This is a genomic window from Bordetella sp. BOR01 (genome assembly GCF_019218885.1).
In the GTDB taxonomy this organism is placed as follows: Bacteria; Pseudomonadota; Gammaproteobacteria; order Burkholderiales; family Burkholderiaceae_B; genus Bordetella_A.
Genome location: NZ_JAHUWT010000001.1, coordinates 275227 through 293117 on the forward strand (window position 1 = coordinate 275227; position 17891 = coordinate 293117).

A 17891-nucleotide genomic window follows, 5' to 3' on the forward strand; every position below is an offset into this window, starting at 1 on the left:
TCAGTTGCCGGCTTCGGCGCGGATCTCGGCGTCGTGCTCGCCCAGCTCGGGCGGTACCCGGCGCAGGCTGGCGGGGGTGCGCGACAGCTTGATCGGCGATCCTACGCCGCGGTAGTCGCCATGTTCCAGCACCATGCCGCGGTGGCGGGTGTGCGGATGGCGCAGCACGTCTTCAACGTTTTGCACGGCCGCCGCCGGCACGCCCTGCCGCAGCAATTGTTCAGCCAGCGCGGCGGCTTCGTGCGGGGCCAGCAACGTGGCCAGTTCGCCGCGCAGTGCCTCGCGGTGCTGCAAGCGTGCGGCGTTGCTGCCAAAGCGCGCATCGCCGGCCAGGTGCGGGGCGCCCAGCGCCTGTGCCAGGGCCGCGAATTGCCGGTTGTTGCCTACGGCCAGGAAGATCGGCCCGCTGCGCGTGGGCAGGGTTTCGTACGGTGCGATGTTGGGATGGGCATTGCCGGTGCGGCCCGGCACCTTGCCGCTGTAGAAATAATTGGCCGCGTGCGGATGCAGCAGCGATACCGCGCAGTCGTACAGGGTGATGTCCAGGAACTGGCCCAGGCCGCTGCGCGTGCGTTCATTGAGCGCCAGCAGCACTGCCACTGCCGCGTTCAGGCCGGTGACCATGTCCACCACGGGCAAGCCCACGCGCGTGGCATCGCCGTCGGCCTCGCCGTTGACGCTCATCAGGCCGCACATGGCCTGGGCGCAGGCATCGTAGCCGGGCAGGCCGCCCAGCGGCCCGTCGGCGCCGAAGCCGCTGACGCGGCAATGGACCAGGCGCGGGAACATCGCGCTCAATGCCTGGTATCCCAACCCCCATTTTTCCAGCGTGCCGGGCTTGAAGTTCTCGACCAGCACGTCGGCGTCGGCCAGCAGGCGGCGCAGCAGTTCCTGGCCGGCCGATTGCGACAGGTCGAGCGCCATGCCGCGCTTGTTGCGGTTGACGCCGATGAAGTACGACGCCGTGTCGCCCAGGAAGGGCGGCCCCCAGCCGCGTGTTTCATCGCCTGCGGGAGGCTCGATCTTGATGACGTCGGCGCCGTGATCGGCCAGCAACTGGGTGCAGTACGGGCCGCCCAGCACGCGCGACAGGTCGATGACCCGGCACCCGTCCAGGGCGCCGGCTTGCAGCATGGGAATAGGCATTTCGAATAGGTCCTCAGTCCATGGCCACGTGGGCTTCCTGGATGACAGTGCGCCACTTGGGCACTTGTGCGTCGATGAACGATGCCAGGCCCTGCGGAGTCTGGTCGTCGGCTTCGACGATGCCCTGCTTTTGCAGGGCTTGCTTGATGCCGGGGTCGGCCATCGCGGCCACGAAGGCCTGGTTCAGCCTGGCGATCGCGCTGGCGGGCGTGCCGCGGGGTGCCACGATGCCGAAGAACACGCTGACGTCGTAGCCGGCCAGGCCTTGTTCGGCCAGCGTGGGCAGGTCGGGCAGCGCGTCGGAACGTTCGGCGCTGGCCAGCCCGATGGCGCGCAGCGTGCCGGCCTGCACGTGCGGCAAGGCCGTGAGAATGTCGGTGAACGACATCGATACCTGGCCGCCCAGCAGATCGTTCAAGGCCGGTCCGGTGCCTTTGTAGGGCACGTGCAGGATCTGCGTGCCTGCCATCTTGTTGAACAGGATGCCCGCCAGGTGCGACGAGGCGCCGTTGCCCGACGAGGCATAGCTGAGCTTGTCGGGGTTCTGCTTGGCGTAGGCGATGAGTTCGGGCACGTTGTGCGCCGGTACCGACGGATGCACCACCAGGATATTGGGCAGGTGCCCGATGCGGATGACGGGCTCGAAGCTTTTTTGCGGATCGTACTGCTGGCTCTTGTACAGGCTGACGTTGATGGCCAGCGGCCCCGACGTGCCGAACAGGATGGTGTAGCCATCGGGCTGGGCGTTGGCGACGTATTCGGCGCCTATGTTGCCCCCTGCGCCGCCGCGGTTTTCCACCACGACGGTCTGCTTCAGCTGGTCTTTGAGGCCGTCGGCCAGGCGGCGTGCCAGCGCATCGGTGGGGCCGCCCGGCGGGAACGGCACCACCAGGGTCACGGGCCGCGTGGGAAAGGTGTCGGCGGCCGATACGGCACCGCACATCAATGCGGCGGCGCCTGCCATGGCCAGGCAGAAAATACGGCGTTGCATGTTTGTCTCTCCAGATGTCGATGGGCGCGCTCTCGCCCGCAGGCGGGTCGGAGGGCGTTGTTGTGGAACCTGCTGGCCGAACGGCCAGCAGGCGGTGGGTTACAGGGTGTCGGCCAGCAAGGCGCGGCAGGCGGCGTCTTCGTCGGCGGGAATGGCGCAGGGGTCGCGCGGTGCCATGCGGTGCAGCAGTACCTGGTCGGCCAGCAATGCGCGGCTGGCCAGGCCGGGGGCACGGGCTTCCCAGCGCAGCGCGGCCAGCGATAGCGCGTGGTACAGCGCCGAAGCGGCCTGGCGGGCCAGGTCGGGCCGGTTTTCCAGGGCGGCGTGCCGGGCCAGCGCGAAGGCGCCATCCATGGCGTGCCGTTGCTGGCCGGCCAGGGCCGGGTCACAGGCCACGCCGTCCTGCAGCAAGGTATCGACGTGCCGGCGCAACACGGCCAGCGCATCGGTTTTCTGGATGGCGCGCAAGACGTCCAGCGCCACGATATTGCTGGTGCCTTCCCAGATGGACCCCAGGTGGGCGTCGCGCACCAGCCTGGATTCGACAAATTCTTCGATGTAGCCGCAGCCGCCGCGCACTTCCATGCCGTCGCCGGTCACCTTGCGCGCGTCGCGGCAGGCGCGGAACTTGATCAGCGGCGTCAGCACGCGGGTCAGGGCGGCGGCATCGGCATTGGCATCGTGGTCGGCATTGGCCTGCGCGGCAGCCGTCTGGAACATGATGCTGCGCGCCTGTTCAGCCCAGACGTTCATCTTGGCCAGTTGGCGGCGCATCAGCGGCATGTCGACCAGGCGCTTGCCGAAGGCGCGGCGATGCCGCGCGAAATAGACGGCTTCGGTGACGGCGCGGCGCATCAGGCCCGCGGCGCGCATGCCGTTGGACAAGCGCGAGTTATTGATCATGTCGGCCATGTGCTTGAAACCCTTGCCGCGTTCGCCTACCAGCCAGGCCAGCGCGCCGTCCAGGCGGATCTCGCCGCTGGCCATCGAACGCGTGCCCAGCTTGCTTTTCAGGCGCAGGATGCGGTAGGCGTTGTGGGTGCCGTCGGGCAGGTCGCGCGGCAGCAGGAACAGCGAGACGCCCTTCAGGCCGTCTACCGGTTCGCTGCGTGCCAGCACCATGGCGAAGCCCGCATCGGGATTGGAGCAGAACCATTTGTCGCCATGCAGCCGCCAGGTGCCGTCGTCGTGCAGTTCGGCGCGCGTGGTGGTGGCGCTGACATCGGACCCGGCACCCTGTTCGGTCATGAACATGGCGCCCTGGCGCAGGTCGTCGAAATCTTGCGAAGTGACCTGCGGCAACACGCGTTCGACCAATGCGGGGTCGCCGAACTTGCGCAGGGTACGGGCCAGCGAGTCGGTCATGCTGACCGGGCAGCACAAACCGAACTCGGCCTGCACGAACAGGTGGCTGAGCGCGTATTTGGCCACCGACGGCATCGGTTCGGGCCAGCCCAGCACGCCGCCGCGATGGGCCAGCGCGGCCAGGCCGAATTCGCTATACGCCAGGCGTTCGAGTTCGACGTAGGCGGGATGCTTGAGCACGCGCGATTCTTCTTGCCCGGCGCGATTGCGTACCGACAGGGTGGGCGGGTTCCGGTCGGCCACCGCGGCCAGTTCGTCGATATGGCTGCCGGCCAGGGCGCCCAGGCGGTCCAGGTGCGGCAGCAGATGGGCGTGCAGGGCGGGCGGCAGGTACAGCGCGCACAGGCTGGCAGCGTACGGGTCGGCGCTGAACAGGTTCAGCCCGCGTGAATCGGGGATATCTGTGGTGGCGGAGACGGGCGGTGTGGTGGGCATGGCGGGCGCTCGGAAGCAGGAAAATGCATGGTGGCCCAGCCCATCTATCTATACAAATACTGTTTTTGTGTAGAACAATACATATAAAGTATAGATAGTTTGCCGGATATTGCTCATGGATCTCGACCCCCGCCTGCTGCGGTACTTCATCGCCGTGGCCGAAGAACGGCATTTCAGCCGCGCCGCTGCGCGCCTGCACCTGTCGCAGCCGCCGTTGAGCTATGCCATACGCCAATTGGAATCGACGCTGGGCGTGCGCCTGCTCGAGCGCACCAGCCGGCACGTGGCGCTGACCGAAGCGGGGCGCGTGCTGTACCGCGAAGCCCAGGCGCTGCTGCGCCAGTCGGAGGCCGTCGGCACTTTGGTGCAGCGTATCGATGCGGGGTTGCGCGGCCGGCTGCGCATCGGCTTCGTGGGCTCGATGCTGTACCGTGGCCTGCCCGACCTGCTGGCCTCGATGCGCGCGGCCTTGCCGGACGTCGAGCATGTCTTGACTGAGCTGAATTCGCACGACCAGATCGAGGCCGTGCGGCGCGGCGAACAAGACCTGGGCTTCATCCACGCCAACCCGGCGCCCGCCGAGGTGCAGACGCTGGACCTGATGGCCGAACCCTTTGTACTGTGCGTGCCCGATACGCATCCGCTGGCGCGGCGCCGGCGGGTGCGGCTGGAAGCGCTGGCGCAGGAAGATTTCATTCTGTTCGCTCGCGCCGCCTCGCCCAGCTACCACGAGACCGTGCTGTCGATGTGTGTCACGGCCGGCTTTCACCCGGCCATCCGGCATGAAGTGCGGCACTGGCTGAGCGTGGCGGCACTCGTGTCGCAGGGGCTGGGAGTATCGATCGTGCCGGCCTGCCTGGCCCGCAGCGGGTTGGCGGGCACGCGCTTCATTGCATTCGAGCACCAGGCACGCTCGGTCAGCCAGGCAATCTGGCCGCGCGACACGGATTCGCCGCTGCTGCGCAGGGCGATGGAGCTGGTGCGGCAGCAGTATGGGGCTGCATCAGGTGCCTGACCCCTCCTGACTTGCATCGCCGGCGCTTGCTGCGCCGCACGATGAAAAGTCGTTGACAGCTTCCCTGCCCTTGTCCGAGTATTTGTCCAGACAAAGTGACAAACTAGACAAAGGAGAGAGCATGGAAGTCCAGACCATCGGCCCCAAGCGGTATCGATTCAGTTTCGGCCGCTACCTGGAAGAGTTCGAAGTGGGAGCGGTGTACGAGCATCGGCCCGGCCGCACGCTGACAGATGCCGACAACATCCACTTCTCGCTGCTGACGATGAATTTCCATCCCATGCATTGCGACGCGGCCCATGCCAGCCAGAGCGAATTCGGCCGCTTGCTGGTCAACAGCGGGCTGACCGTGGCGGTGGTGCTGGGGATGACGGTGGGCGATGTCAGCGGCAAAGCCATTGCCAACCTGGGCTGGAAGGAAATCAACCTGACCGCTCCCGTTTTTGCCGGCGACACCTTGTACGCCGAGTCCGAAGTGCTCGAGCTGCGCGAATCGCGCAGCCGGCCCAATCAGGGCATCGTCACCACGCTTACCCGCGCCTACAACCAGGACGGGCTCGAGGTGATGAATTTCATCCGGTCCTGCCTGGTGCCCAAGCGCGGGCACGGCGTGGGCGACCAATAGAAAAAAAGCCCTGTCCGCGCGGGCGCCGCCCGCGCTGCATTGCAGTACTCACCAAAGGAGGTATTGCCATGTTTTACCCATTGTCCCGCTGGGCGGCGCTGTTGCTCGCGCTGGCCTTCCCGCTGGGTGCCGGCGCCGTCGAGATGGTGTTGACCTCGGAGGTGGCGGCATCGCACTGGAAGACGCGCTACATGAACGAATTCGCCCAGGATGTGGCCAAGCGCACCAACGGCGAAGTGCAGGTAAAGGTGTTTCCCGCCTCGCAGCTGTACAACGACCAGGATGGCCTGGCGGCCTTGGGCACCGGCGCGGTGCACATGGTGTGGCCGGTATCGGTGCGGCTGGAAACGCTGGATCCCGGGCTGGGCTACGTGAACCTGCCGTTCGGCCTGTCGGACGAGAAAATGGAGAACGCCTGCTTTGCCAGCGGCCTGACCGAATTGATGTCCGACCGCCTGAAATCGCGCCAGTTGCAGGTGCTGGGCCTGCTGCGCACGGCCGACCTGTTCTTCATCTTCCGAGACCGCGATGTGAAGTCGCTGGATGACATGCGGGGCGCCAAGCTGCGTGTGACAGGTGGGCGCATTTTCCTGGACATGGTGCGCAGCTTCGATGCCAGCCCGATCTCGATGGCGGCTTCGGAAATGAGCACGGCGCTGGCGCAAGGGGCCATCGACGGCGTGTTGACCTCGCCGGCCGGCTGGGCCGAGATGATAGGCAAGACCGGCAAATACGCCTTCCATGTGCCGGGCATGTCGCTGGCCACGTATGCGGTGGTGGCCGACCGCAACTGGATGGATGCGCTGACGCCGTCGCAGCACCAGGCGGTGGTCGACAGCCTGAACGACATCATCAAGCGCCAGTGGGACGAAGCCCGCGCGGCCGACGACAAGCTGGTCAAGCAGATGGAAGCGCAGGGGTCGGTCTACCGCGTGGCCGACGAGGCCGGCTCGGCCGAGTGGAAGGCGCGCGCGGAGTCGGCCAAGAAGGTCTATACGGACAAGTATGGCGACGTGGTCAAGCAGGTCGACGCCATCGCCAAGCGCTGCGGAGTCTGACATGGACGACTTGATCGAGTCTGCCAGGCACTGGGCGCTGGCACGCAAGCTGCCCGTGGATGGACAGGACCTGCCCGACCTGGCCGAGGCCGTGGCGGCGCTGGCCGCGGCCGTGGCGCAGCAGGCCGCGGAACTGGACATGACGCAGGCGGCGGCACCGTTCGGGCAGGTGCTGCGCGCCCTGGCACCGCAACCCTGGCCCGGCGTGCCAGGCCGGGCCGAGGCCGAGACCGAAACAGGGCAGGGCAGCGAAGCCTGGGTGCGCGCCAGCCTGGACTGCATCGAGCAGGCCGCGCCCGGCCGGCTGGCCTGGATGGATATCGATGCCGAAGGCGCGCTGGCCGAAGCGCGGCTGCGCGACCAGGAGCGCCGGCAAGGCCGGGTGCGTGGTCCGTTGCACGGCATGCCGATAGGCATCAAGGATATGTTCGACCGGCAGGGGCATGCCTCGGGCTGGGGGTCGCCCTTGCGCCAGGGCAGCGCGCCCGCCGCCGCCGATGCCGCCATCGTGGCGCGTCTGCGCGCCGCCGGCGCGGTGGTGCTGGGCACGCAGCACATGGCCGAGTTCGCCATGTCGCCCACCGGCTGGAATGCGGCCCACGGGCCGGGCCGCAATCCTTGGGATACCGACCGGGTATCGGGCGGCAGTTCCAGCGGTGCCGCCATGTCGGTGGCCGCCGGCCACGTACCACTGGCCATTGGCTCGGATACGGGCGGCTCGGTGCGCCTGCCCGCATCGCTGTGCGGGCTGACCGGCCTGAAACCCACCCAGTACCGCATCAGCATGGCCGGCGCGATGCCGCTGTCGGCCAGCCTGGACTGCATCGGCCCGCTGGCGCATTCGGCCGAATTGTGCGGCCAGGCCTACCTGGCCATGGCGGGCGCCGATGGCGTCGACCTGGCATGCCTGGATGCCGTGGCCAGTGTCGGCAGCGTGCCGCGCCATCCGCGCGTGGCCGTGCCGCAGTGGCGCGATGACGATCCCTTGTCGGACGATATGCGGCGCGCGCTGGATGAAGCGGTGCGCGCCTTGCGCGATGGCGGGGTCGAATGCGTGACCGTGCCGTCGCCGTATCCCTTGCTGCAGCGGGCGGGCCTGCTGGCTTCCACGCTGCTGGGGGTGGAAGCGGCGGCCTTGCACCAGCGCTGGCTGCGCGAGCACGGCGGCCAGTACGGGCGCCAGGTGCGCCGCCGCATCACGCGCGGCCTGCTGGTGCCGGGCGTGGACTATTACGACGCATTGCGCCTGCGCGAGCCGTTCCTGCGGCAGTACCTGCGCGAGGTGCAGGGCGAGGCCGATGCGCTGTTGCTGCCCACCACGCCCGATGTGGCGCCGCGTGTCGAGGACACGCAAGCCGGCGACCAGGCCCGCCTGGAGCGCGATTTCGCCCTGCTGTCGGTATGGACGCGCGGCATCAACTACCTGGGCCTGCCGGTGCTGAACCTGCCGGTGGGCACGGGCGCGGGCGGCATGCCGCTGGGCATGCAACTGGTGGGGCCGCCCCTGGGCGAAGACCGCGTACTGGCGCTGGGGCGCATGTTCCAGCAAGTCACTGACTGGCACCTGCGCCGCCCGGCGGCGGGTGCGGAACCAGGCCGCAAGGCCACCAAGGAGACGACATGACTGCATTCTGGCGCAAGGCCGCGCCGTGGTGCGCCGCGATGGCCATCGGCTTGGGCGCGTCGGCGAACGCCGCGGAAATGATCATCACCAGCGAGATTCCGCTGGCCACCAATCCCAGCCCGTACATCGAGCAATTCATCGCCGAGGTCGGCAAGCGCACTGACGGCGCCATCCAGGGCAAGTATTTCCCGGCCTCGCAGCTTTACAACGACCGCGACGGCCTGGCCGCGCTGGGCACGGGTGCGGTGCACATGGTGTGGCCGGTGTCGTCCCGGCTGGAGCAGTTCGACGCGCGCATCGGCGTGGCCAGCCTGCCGTTCGCGCTGACCACCGAGGAAATGACCAACTCCTGCTTCGCCGACGGCTTCACCCGCATGATCTCGGGCTACCTGGAACCGCGCGGCATGCAGGTGCTGGGCTTCCTGCGTACTGCCGACCTGATCTTCCTGATGAAAGGCCGCGACATCCAGGCGGTGGCCGACCTGCAGGGCCAGAAGGTGCGGGTGATCGGCGGGCAGATCATGCTGGACGCAATGCGGTCGGTACAGGCCAGCCCGATCTCGATGTCGGCGTCCGAGATGTCGGCGGCGCTGTCGCAAGGCGCCATCGACGGGGCCATGACTTCGCCGGCGGGCTGGGTGGACGTGCTGGGCAATACGGCCAAGTACGCCACCCTGGCGCCGGGCATGGGCCTGGCCACTTCGGCGGTCACGGTCGACAAGCAATGGCTGGACGGCTTGCCCGAGGCGCAGCGCAAGGTCATCCACGACGTGCTGCAAGAAATCATCGCGCGGCAATGGCAGGAAACCGTGGCCAAGGACCGCACGCTGATCGACCAGATGGTGGCGCAGGGCGGCCATTACCGCGTCATGGGGCCGGCGGAAGTGGACAAGCTGAAAGAGCGGTTCGTATCGGCCGGCGAGGGTTTCCGCAACAAGCACGCCGACGCCATTTCGCAACTGGAAAAGATCCGCAAGGAGTGCATCCATGATGGCAAGTGACCTGGAATCCGCGCCGCTGCCAAAGGGCGGTTCCGCCGACGACGGCGCCGTGCCGGTGTTCGGCCGGCTGGGCTGGGCCTCGCGCCTGGTGCTGGCGGCCGGCACGATACTGGCGCTGGCGGCGACCGCCATCATGATCCTGGAAGGCTTCAGCCGCTATGCGCTGAACGTCAGCTACTTCTGGGCCGAGGAATCGGTGCGCTTCCTGATGGTGTGGGCGTTCTTCCTGACTCTGGGGGTGGCTGGCTTTCGCCAATGCCACATCCGCACCGAACTGCTGGTGCAGCGGCTGCCGCGGGCCGTGCAGCGTGTGGTGTGGCTGGTGTCGTGCGCGGCCGGCATGCTGTTCGCATTCATCCTGGCCTACTCGTCGATTCCGCAAGTACAGCGCTTCTATTCGATGGGCATGGTGTCCGAGTCGTCGCTCGAACTGCCGATGTGGATACTGTTCCTGGCCATGCCGGTGGGGGGCGTGGCCCTGTTCCTGTACTACGCCTGCGCTGCCTGGTATGCGTGGCGCTGGGGCGATCCGTTTGCGCCCGAGCCGGTCGATGATGACCCCGATGCCGGCGTTGCCGCCGCGATGACCCGCCAGGAGCCGCTGCTATGACACTCGCACTTTCCGTGATGGGCCTGCTGGTGCTGCTGGCGCTGGGGGCGCACGTGGGCACGGCCATGGGCCTGGTCTCGAGCGGCCTGGTGATGTCGGTGGACGGCGTGCCCTTGACCGTGGTGGCCCAGACCGCCTTCAAGTCGGTCAACAGCTATCCGCTGATGGCGATCCCGATGTTCGTGCTGATGGGCAACCTGATGATGCGCGGCAATATCGTGGCCGTGATGATCGAGCTGATCGGCAGCCTGGTGCGCTGCGTGCGCGGCGGGCTGGCGCTGACGGTCATGCTGGCTTGCGTGTTCTTTGCCGCCGTATCGGGTTCCAGCGTGGGCTCGGCCGCCGCCATCGGCGCGGCCACCGTCGATGGCCTGAAGCGCGAGAACTATCCGCCGCGCTTCTCGGCCGCGCTGGTGGCGGTGGGCGGCACGCTGGGCCTGATGATCCCGCCATCGCTGGGCTTCATCCTGATCGGTTCCATCGTGGGGTTGCCGGTGGACCGCCTGTTCGTGGCGGGAATCGTGCCCGGCTTGATGGAAGCCGCACTGTTGCTGCTGACCACCGCATGGCTGACGCGCCGCTATGGCTACGGAGCCACCACCGGCAAGCCGGATGTGGCGGGATTCGTGCGGCGCCTGCCGCGCGCGGCGGGCGCCTTGTCGATGCCGGTGCTGGTGCTGGGCAGCATCTACCTGGGCATCTTCACACCCACCGAGGTGTCGGCGGTGGCGGCAGGCTACGCGGCCGTGCTGTGCGTGCTGGTGTATCGCACCCTGAACTGGGGCGCGGTGTGGAAGGCATCGCAGGAATCGATCCTGCAGTCCACCATGATCTTCATGGTGGTCATGGGCGGCAGCCTGATCGGCTTCATCCTGGCGCGCATGGGCGTGTCGGCTTCGCTGATCGGCGTCATGGAACGCATGGACATGGAGGCGTGGCAGTTCCTGCTGCTGGCCAATGCCGTGCTGCTGGTGCTGGGCATGTTCCTGGACGGCGTGGCCATGATCGTACTGACCGCGCCGCTGCTGTTCCCAATGGCCACCCACCTGGGCATCGACCCGGTGCATTTCGCCGTGATCATGGTGGCCAACGTCGAGATCGCCACGCTGACCCCGCCCATCGGCCTGAACCTGTTCGTGATGAGCGGCATCGCGCGCATTCCCGTGGAACAGGTGGCGCGCGGCGTGGTGCCTTTCTATGCCACGCGGCTGGTGTCGCTGGCCTTGATCACGTATGTGCCGGCGCTGTCGCTGGTGCTGCTGAGCTGACAAACTGGAGAAATCGCATGAAAGACAATGCAGACCCGCCGCCCGCCGGGCTGGCGCTATCCGAAACCCTGGCGCAATACGCATCCGGCTTCGATGCCGCGCGCATTCCGGCCCAGGTGCGCGAACGCGCCCGCCTGCTGATGCTGGACTCGATCGGCATCGCGCTGGCCTCGCATGGCTACGATTTCTCGCGCCGGGCGCTGGCCGCCATCGGCGAGCTGGACAACGGTGGCGACAGCGTGGTGATAGGCACCGGGCTGCGCATGGATGTGCGCAACGCGGCGCTGGCCAACGGAGTGTTGATCCACGGCCTGGATTACGACGACACCCATGCGCGTGGCGTGATCCACGCCACCGCCTCGGCCTTGCCCACGGTACTGTCGCTGGCCGCGCGTGACGACCGCTCGGGCGCCGACATGGTGGCGGCCTATGTGCTGGGCATGGAAGTGGCCACGCGCCTGGGCGCGGTGGCCAAGGGCGGCTTCCACCAAGTGGGGTTCCATCCCACCGGGCTGATCGGCACCTTCGGCTGCACCCTGGCGGCCGGTTGGCTGCTGGGCCTGGACGCGCGCCAGATGGTGGATGCCCAGGGCATTGCGCTGTCCACCGCGGCCGGCAGCCTGGAATTCTTGAACGACGGCGCCTGGAACAAGCGCATGCACCCAGGCTGGGCCGCCTGCGCGGGCATTACCGCCGCCACTTTCGGCAAGCACGGCTATACCGGCACCCGGCTGGCCTATGAAGGCCGCTTCGGCCTGTATGCCAGCCACCTGGGCGATGCCGACTATGACCTGGCGCTGGCCACCGCCGACCTGGGCAAGCTGTGGGAAGTACAGCGCGTGTCGGTCAAGCCGCTGCCGGCCTGCCACTTCACGCATGCCGCCATCGATGCGGCGGCACGCCTGCACGCCCAGGGCGTGCGGCCCGAGCAGGTGCGCCGCATCACGGTGCTGGTGCCGGCTGAGGTGGTCAAGACGGTATGCGAACCCGAGGCCGCCAAGCGCAAGCCCGCCAACAGCTATGAGGCCCAGTTCAGTATTCCCTACCTGGTGGGCACCGCCTTGTGCAAGGGCCGCCTGACGCTGGACGACCTGGAAGACACTGCGTTGCGCGACCCCGTCGTGCTGGCCCTGGCCGCGCTTACCGATTATCGGCACGACCCCGACAGCGGCTTCCCGCGCCATTATTCCGGCGAGGTGATCATCGAACTGCAAGACGGCCGCACGCTGCGCGAGCGCGAGGCGGTGAACCGCGGCGCCGAAGACCGCCCGCTGACAGCCGATGACATACGCGCCAAGTATCGCGACAACGCGCAGCGCCAGGTTTCGCCCGCCCGCGCCGAAGCCATCGAGCAATGCGTGCTGGGCCTGGAGCAGGGCTCGGCGCGGGCCCTGGCGGCCCAGCTGGGCCAGGGCCAGCCCGAAGGGTGAACAGGCCCCAGGCCTATCGCGGCGTGGCAACAGCATTCCAAGGAGAACATGCATGACCGTACATGACGAGGGCCAGGAACGCTTGATCCTGGATATGGTGGGCCGCTTCCTGGAACAGGAGGTGCGCCCGCACGTTTGGCAGTTCGAGCACGACGACATCTATCCCGCGGAAATCGTCGAGAAAATGAAAGAGATGGGGCTGTTCGGCTGCATGATCGCGCCGGAATATGGCGGCCTGGGCCTGTCCACCGTGACCTACGCCAGGATCATCGAGCTGATCTCGGAAGAATGGATGTCGTTGTCGGGCATCCTGAATTCGCACCTGATCATGGCCGCCGCCGTGCAGCGCAACGGCACCGAAGAACAGAAGCGCGCGTTCCTGCCGCGCTTCGCCACCGGCGAGCTGCGCGGCGGCATCGGCCTGACCGAGCCCGACTGCGGCACCGACCTGCAGGCGATCCGCACCGTGGCGCGTCGCGAGGGCGATGCCTATGTGATCAATGGCAGCAAGATGTGGATCACCAACGGCTACCACGGCAATTGTTTTGCCTTGCTGGTCAAGACCGATCTGCAAGCCGAGCCGCGCCACAAGGGCATGAGCCTGTTCATCGCCGAGAAGGGGCCGGGCTTTACCGTCAGCCGCCAGTTGGAAAAGCTGGGCTACAAGGGCATTGATTCGACCGAGCTGGTATTCGAGAACTACCGCATCCCGGCCGACCGCCTGATCGGCGGTGTCGAAGGGCGCGGGCTGCAGATGGTGTTGAATGGATTGGAACTGGGCCGCATCAATGTGGCGGCGCGCGGCGTGGGCGTGGCCCAGGCCGCGCTGCGCGAATCGGTGAAGTACGCGCAGCAGCGCAAGACTTTCGGCAAGCCCATTTGCGAGCACCAGGCCATCCAGACCAAGCTGGGCGAAATGGCGACCCGCACCGAGGCCTCGCGCCTGTTGACGCTGCGCGCAGCCGAAGCCTACGACCGCGGCGAACGCTGCGACATGGAAGCCGGCATGGCCAAGCTGTTCGCCACCGAAACAGCGGTGGAAAACAGCCTGGAAGCCATGCGCATCCACGGCGGCTACGGATACTCGAAGGAATACCTGGTGGAACGCTTCTATCGCGATGCGCCGCTGCTGGTGATAGGCGAAGGCACCAACGAAATGCAGCGCATCATCATTGCCAAGCAACTGGTGGAAAGGAATCGCATATGAGCCTGCCGCTGACAGGATTGCGCATCGTCTCGGTAGAACAGTATGGGGCGGGGCCTTTCGGCACGCAGCACCTGGCCGACCTGGGCGCCGAAGTGATCAAGATAGAAAACCCCCACGACGGCGGCGACGTGGGGCGCGCCGTGGGGCCGCATTATTTCGGGCCGGGCGACAGCCATTTCTACCAGGCCTTCAACCGCAACAAGAAAAGCGTCACGCTGAATCTGAAGCAGCCCGAGGGGCAGCAAGTGCTGCACAGCCTGTGCCGGCATGCCGACGCGGTGTTCAACAACCTGCGCGGCGATTTGCCGGCCCGCCTGGGCCTGACATATGAAAACCTGCGCGAGGTGCGGCGCGACCTGGTGTGCGTGCACCTGTCGGCTTATGGCCGCGACGGCGAACGCGCCGGCTGGCCAGGCTACGATTACCTGATGCAGGCCGAAGCCGGCTACTTGTCGCTGACCGGCGAGCCCGACGGGCCGCCTTCGCGCTTCGGCCTGTCGATCGTCGACTTGATGACGGGTACCACGGCCGCGCTGGGCCTGGTATCGGCGGTGCTGGGCGCGCGCCAGAGCGGGGTGGGGCGCGATGTCGATGTCAGCCTGTTCGACGTGGCCCTGCACAACCTGGGCTACCTGGCCACCTGGTACCTGAACGGCGGACACAAGACCGGCCGCGCACCCCGCTCGGGGCATCCGTCGCTGGTGCCCAGCCAACTGTACCCCACCGCCGACGGCTGGATCTTCGTCATGTGCAACAAAGAGAAGTTCTGGCCGCTGCTGGCGCAAGCCATGGGCCACCCGGAATGGGCCGACGACCCCGACTACCGCACGTTCAAAGACCGCCTGCGCCATCGCGATCGCTTCAACCAGGAACTCGAGGCGGTGTTCATGACCGACACGACGGAAAACTGGATGGCGCGCTTTGCCGGACGGGTGCCGGCCGCGCCGGTTTATGATGTAGCGCAAGCGCTGGACAACCCCTTCGTGCAGGCGCGCCATTGCCTGGTCGATGCCCACGATGCCGGCGGCCGGCCCATCAAGAACGTGGCCTCGCCGATTCGCTGCCCGGGTGAAGTACCGCTGGCGCGGGCGGCGCCAGCCATGGGCGCCGATACCGACGAGTTGCTGGCACAGGCGGGCTACACCCCGGACCAGATTGCCAGCTTGAGGAAGAATGCTGTTCTATGACCGTGAAGATCGAAGCGCCCGGTGGCCGTCCGCGCTATTTGCAGTTGGCCACCACGCTGGTTCAAGAGATACGTTCCGGCCGTTACCCGGTGGGCGGCCTGCTGCCCACCGAGTTCGAGCTGTGCGACCAGTTCGGCGTATCGCGCTTTACGGTTCGTGAAGCCGTCAAGCAATTGGTGCAGATGGGCATGGTGACCCGCCAGCCCGGCGTGGGCAGCCGGGTGCTGGCCGAGGCGCCCGTCACCCAGTACACGCAGACCATGTCGGGCATTACCGATCTGCGCCAGTATGCCTACGAAACCTCGCTGGAAATCGAGGGCCAGGCGCTGCTGAAAGTGAAAGGCGAACTGGCCGACACCCTGGATGCTTCGCCCGGCGAGACCTGGCTGCATGTATGGGGGCTGCGCTACACCGAGGCGCACGATACGCCCATCTGCATGACCGATGCCTATGTCGCGCCGGCTTTTCGCTCGGTATCCGGCGTACAGGGCCGCATGACGCGCGCCCTGTACGCAGTCCTGGAAGAACAGTTCGACTTGCAGATCAAGACCGTGCACCAGGATATCCGCGCCGTGGTGCTGAACAAGGCCACGGCCCGCCGCCTCGAGGCCAAGCCGGGTTCCGCGGGCCTGCGGCTGGAACGCCGCTACCTGGACGCGCGCGACGCGCTGGTCGAGCTGGCGATCAGCGTGCATCCCGCCGATCGCTTCAGCTATCGCGAGTCGTTTCGCCGCGACTGGCAGGTGCCGGCGTGAGAGTTTCCGGGGCAGGGACGCTCGCCATTACCTTGGCAGTGCAAGCGCTGGTCTCGGCCGCGGCGCTGGTCGTGCCGGTGCTGGCGCCGGTGCTCAGCGTGTCGGCCGGGGTGGGGGCCGAGCTGGTTGGCGTGTACGTATCGCTGATGTACGTGGGGGCCATGCTGGGCAGCCTGATGGCTGGCGGCTGGGTGGCGCGCCTGGGAGCCATCCGTGCCAGCCAGGCCGGGCTGGTGCTGTGCGCGCTGGGCTTGCTGTGCAGCCTGTCGGGCCACGTGGTGTTGTTGGCCGCGGGCGCCGTGCTGCTGGGGCTGGGCTATGGGCCGATTACGCCGGCCAGTTCGCACTTGCTGATCCAGACCACACCCGCTCACCGCATGTCTTTCGTGTTCTCGGTCAAGCAGACCGGCGTGCCGCTGGGCGGCGTGCTGGCCGGGTTGCTGGCGCCCAAGATGGAAATCGCCATCGGCTGGCGCGGCACACTGCTGGTCACGGCGCTGGCCTGCGTGGCCTGCGCGCTGCTGGCGCAGGGAGTGCGTGCCGCACTCGATACCGATCGCAAGCCGGGCCGGCGGGTCAGCCTGGGCGACCTGCGCACGCCGCTGGCCTTGATTTTCTCGCGGCGGTCGCTGGCGCTGCTGGCCGGCGCCTCGTTGTGCTTTTCGGCAGTGCAGTGGTCATTCAGCGCTTATGTGGTGACCTTCCTGCACGACAGCCTGGCCTATACGCTGGTGGCGGCCGGGATAATGCTGTCGCTGGGCCAGGTGGCGGGCGTGGCGGGGCGCCTGCTGTGGGGCTGGTGCGCCGACCGCTACCTGGGCGCGATGGCCACGCTGGCCGTGCTGGCACTCTTGATGACCGTGGGGTCGGTCACCCTGGCACTGTTGCCCGCGGGTGCGCCGTTGCCCGCGGTGGCCCTGGCCCTGATCGTGCTGGGCGCGGCCGGGGTGGGCTGGAATGGCGTGTACCTGGCCGAAGTGGCGCGCCAGGCGCCGGCAGGCAAGGCCGGCCTGGCCACCGGCGGCGCCCTGACATGCACATTCCTGGGCGTGGTGCTGGGCCCGCCGGCCTTCGGTGCCATCGCCTCGCTGCTCGACAGTTATCGCATTGCCTTTGTCTTGATCGTGATCCCGGCGTTGCTGTTCGGCGTGTTGCTGGCCGCCCAGCGGCATCGCTTCAAACCCCAGGAGCTCACCAAATGAATCGTCTGCGCAGCCTGTTATTCGTGCCCGGCGACCGTCCCGAGCGTTTCGACAAGGCGGCCGATGCCGGCGCCGATGCCATCATCCTGGACCTGGAAGACGCCGTCCTGCCCGATGCCAAGCCGGCGGCGCGCCAGGCGGTGGCCGGCTGGCTGGCAGCGTCGGGCCGCGCGGCCATCGTGCGCATCAACAGCGCCGGCACTCCCTGGTTCGACGACGACCTGCGCGCGGCCCGCCAGGCCGGCTGCCGCGCCGTCATGGTGCCCAAGTCCGAAGACCCGGCTGTCCTGGCCCAGGTACGCGAACAGTTGGGCGGCACCGCGGTGCTGTTCCCGCTGATCGAGACCGCGCTGGGCGCCGAGAACGCGCGCGAACTGGCGCGTGCGCCCGGCGTCAGCCGCCTGGTATTCGGCAGCGTCGATTTCGCGCGCGATACCGGCATCCAGGACGAACGCGGCTGGCTGCCCACGCGCGTCGGCCTGGTGCTGGCCTCGCGCCTGGGCGGGCTGGCCGCGCCCATCGATGGCACCGCCTTGTCCTGGGACGACCCCGCCACGCTGCGGGACATGGCCGCCGCGGCACGCCGGCTGGGCTTCGGCGGGCAGCTGTGCATCCATCCGCGGCAGGTACAGCCGGTGAATCAAGGGTTCTTGCCTTCCGAAGACGAACTGGATTGGGCGCGGCGCGTGGTGCAAGCGGTGGCCGAAGGCGGGCGCGGGGCGATCACCGTGGATGGGAAGCTGGTGGATAAGCCGCTGCATGATTTGGCGTTGGCCTGGTTGGCGCAGGGCGGTGGGGCTGCTTAGAAATGCCAGTATGGAATAGGGGGGCTACCAACTGGCCGGTGGTGTCGTGCGGCAATTGGTAAGCAGCATCGCCAAGCTGTTCGGGCTGGTCGAGAGAGGCGCGTCTCGCGCGTCCGAGGAGGCTGCCTCGCAGCCCGTGCTTCTGCGCTTGCGCCGCAATTCCTGT

The 17891-nt window shown here is 67.5% G+C and carries 16 protein-coding genes; 13 read left to right on the forward strand and 3 right to left on the reverse strand.

The genetic code is table 11. The features are described 5' to 3' along the window. The 3 genes from KW845_RS01285 to KW845_RS01295 all read right to left on the reverse strand — a co-directional run bounded on the left by KW845_RS01285 (position 1) and on the right by KW845_RS01295 (position 3937). On the reverse strand, positions 1-1146 hold the full coding sequence (locus tag KW845_RS01285; protein ID WP_218367375.1) for a CaiB/BaiF CoA-transferase family protein: 1146 nt from the start codon (positions 1144-1146) through the stop codon (positions 1-3). A gap of 13 nt (positions 1147-1159) precedes the next feature. Next, entirely contained in the window at positions 1160-2137 is a 978-nt protein-coding gene (locus KW845_RS01290) for a tripartite tricarboxylate transporter substrate binding protein (RefSeq protein WP_218367376.1), read from the reverse strand. 99 nt (positions 2138-2236) lie between these two features. Then, a complete protein-coding gene (locus tag KW845_RS01295) occupies positions 2237-3937 on the reverse strand; it encodes an acyl-CoA dehydrogenase family protein (protein ID WP_218367377.1) in 1701 nt (566 codons plus the stop codon). 115 nt (positions 3938-4052) lie between these two features. Here KW845_RS01295 and KW845_RS01300 point away from each other — a divergent pair, with 115 nt between their 5' ends. From KW845_RS01300 to KW845_RS01360, 13 genes are all read left to right on the forward strand, one after another. Further along, complete coding sequence (locus KW845_RS01300; protein ID WP_218367378.1) at positions 4053-4952, forward strand: LysR family transcriptional regulator; 900 nt, start codon at positions 4053-4055, stop codon at positions 4950-4952. Between the two features lie 121 nt (positions 4953-5073). Further along, entirely contained in the window at positions 5074-5577 is a 504-nt protein-coding gene (locus tag KW845_RS01305; RefSeq protein WP_218367379.1) for a MaoC family dehydratase, read from the forward strand. 68 nt (positions 5578-5645) lie between these two features. Continuing rightward, on the forward strand, positions 5646-6635 hold the full coding sequence (gene dctP, locus KW845_RS01310; RefSeq protein ID WP_218367380.1) for a TRAP transporter substrate-binding protein DctP: 990 nt from the start codon (positions 5646-5648) through the stop codon (positions 6633-6635). A 1-nt stretch (position 6636) separates the two neighbouring features. After that, entirely contained in the window at positions 6637-8259 is a 1623-nt protein-coding gene (locus KW845_RS01315; protein WP_218367381.1) for an amidase, read from the forward strand. Continuing rightward, complete coding sequence (gene dctP, locus KW845_RS01320) at positions 8256-9260, forward strand: TRAP transporter substrate-binding protein DctP (RefSeq protein ID WP_218367382.1); 1005 nt, start codon at positions 8256-8258, stop codon at positions 9258-9260. The genes KW845_RS01315 and dctP (KW845_RS01320) overlap by 4 nt, the downstream gene beginning before the upstream one ends. Beyond that, on the forward strand, positions 9247-9870 hold the full coding sequence (locus tag KW845_RS01325) for a TRAP transporter small permease (protein ID WP_218367383.1): 624 nt from the start codon (positions 9247-9249) through the stop codon (positions 9868-9870). The genes dctP (KW845_RS01320) and KW845_RS01325 overlap by 14 nt, the downstream gene beginning before the upstream one ends. After that, positions 9867-11138 carry a TRAP transporter large permease gene (locus KW845_RS01330; RefSeq protein WP_218367384.1) on the forward strand — a complete coding sequence of 424 codons (1272 nt, stop codon included), beginning with the start codon at positions 9867-9869 and terminating at the stop codon, positions 11136-11138. The genes KW845_RS01325 and KW845_RS01330 overlap by 4 nt, the downstream gene beginning before the upstream one ends. Positions 11139-11155: 17 nt before the next feature. Further along, entirely contained in the window at positions 11156-12568 is a 1413-nt protein-coding gene (locus KW845_RS01335) for an MmgE/PrpD family protein (protein ID WP_218367385.1), read from the forward strand. A 52-nt stretch (positions 12569-12620) separates the two neighbouring features. Continuing rightward, complete coding sequence (locus KW845_RS01340) at positions 12621-13775, forward strand: acyl-CoA dehydrogenase family protein (protein WP_218367386.1); 1155 nt, start codon at positions 12621-12623, stop codon at positions 13773-13775. Next, on the forward strand, positions 13772-14962 hold the full coding sequence (locus tag KW845_RS01345) for a CaiB/BaiF CoA-transferase family protein (RefSeq protein ID WP_218367387.1): 1191 nt from the start codon (positions 13772-13774) through the stop codon (positions 14960-14962). Before KW845_RS01340 ends, KW845_RS01345 begins: the two co-directional genes overlap by 4 nt. After that, complete coding sequence (locus tag KW845_RS01350; protein ID WP_218367388.1) at positions 14959-15717, forward strand: GntR family transcriptional regulator; 759 nt, start codon at positions 14959-14961, stop codon at positions 15715-15717. Before KW845_RS01345 ends, KW845_RS01350 begins: the two co-directional genes overlap by 4 nt. Next, positions 15714-16919 carry an MFS transporter gene (locus KW845_RS01355; protein ID WP_218367389.1) on the forward strand — a complete coding sequence of 402 codons (1206 nt, stop codon included), beginning with the start codon at positions 15714-15716 and terminating at the stop codon, positions 16917-16919. Before KW845_RS01350 ends, KW845_RS01355 begins: the two co-directional genes overlap by 4 nt. Beyond that, positions 16916-17725: a CoA ester lyase gene (locus KW845_RS01360; RefSeq protein WP_218367390.1), complete on the forward strand. Its 810-nt coding sequence runs from the start codon at positions 16916-16918 to the stop codon at positions 17723-17725. The genes KW845_RS01355 and KW845_RS01360 overlap by 4 nt, the downstream gene beginning before the upstream one ends. Positions 17726-17891: the final 166 nt, after the last annotated feature.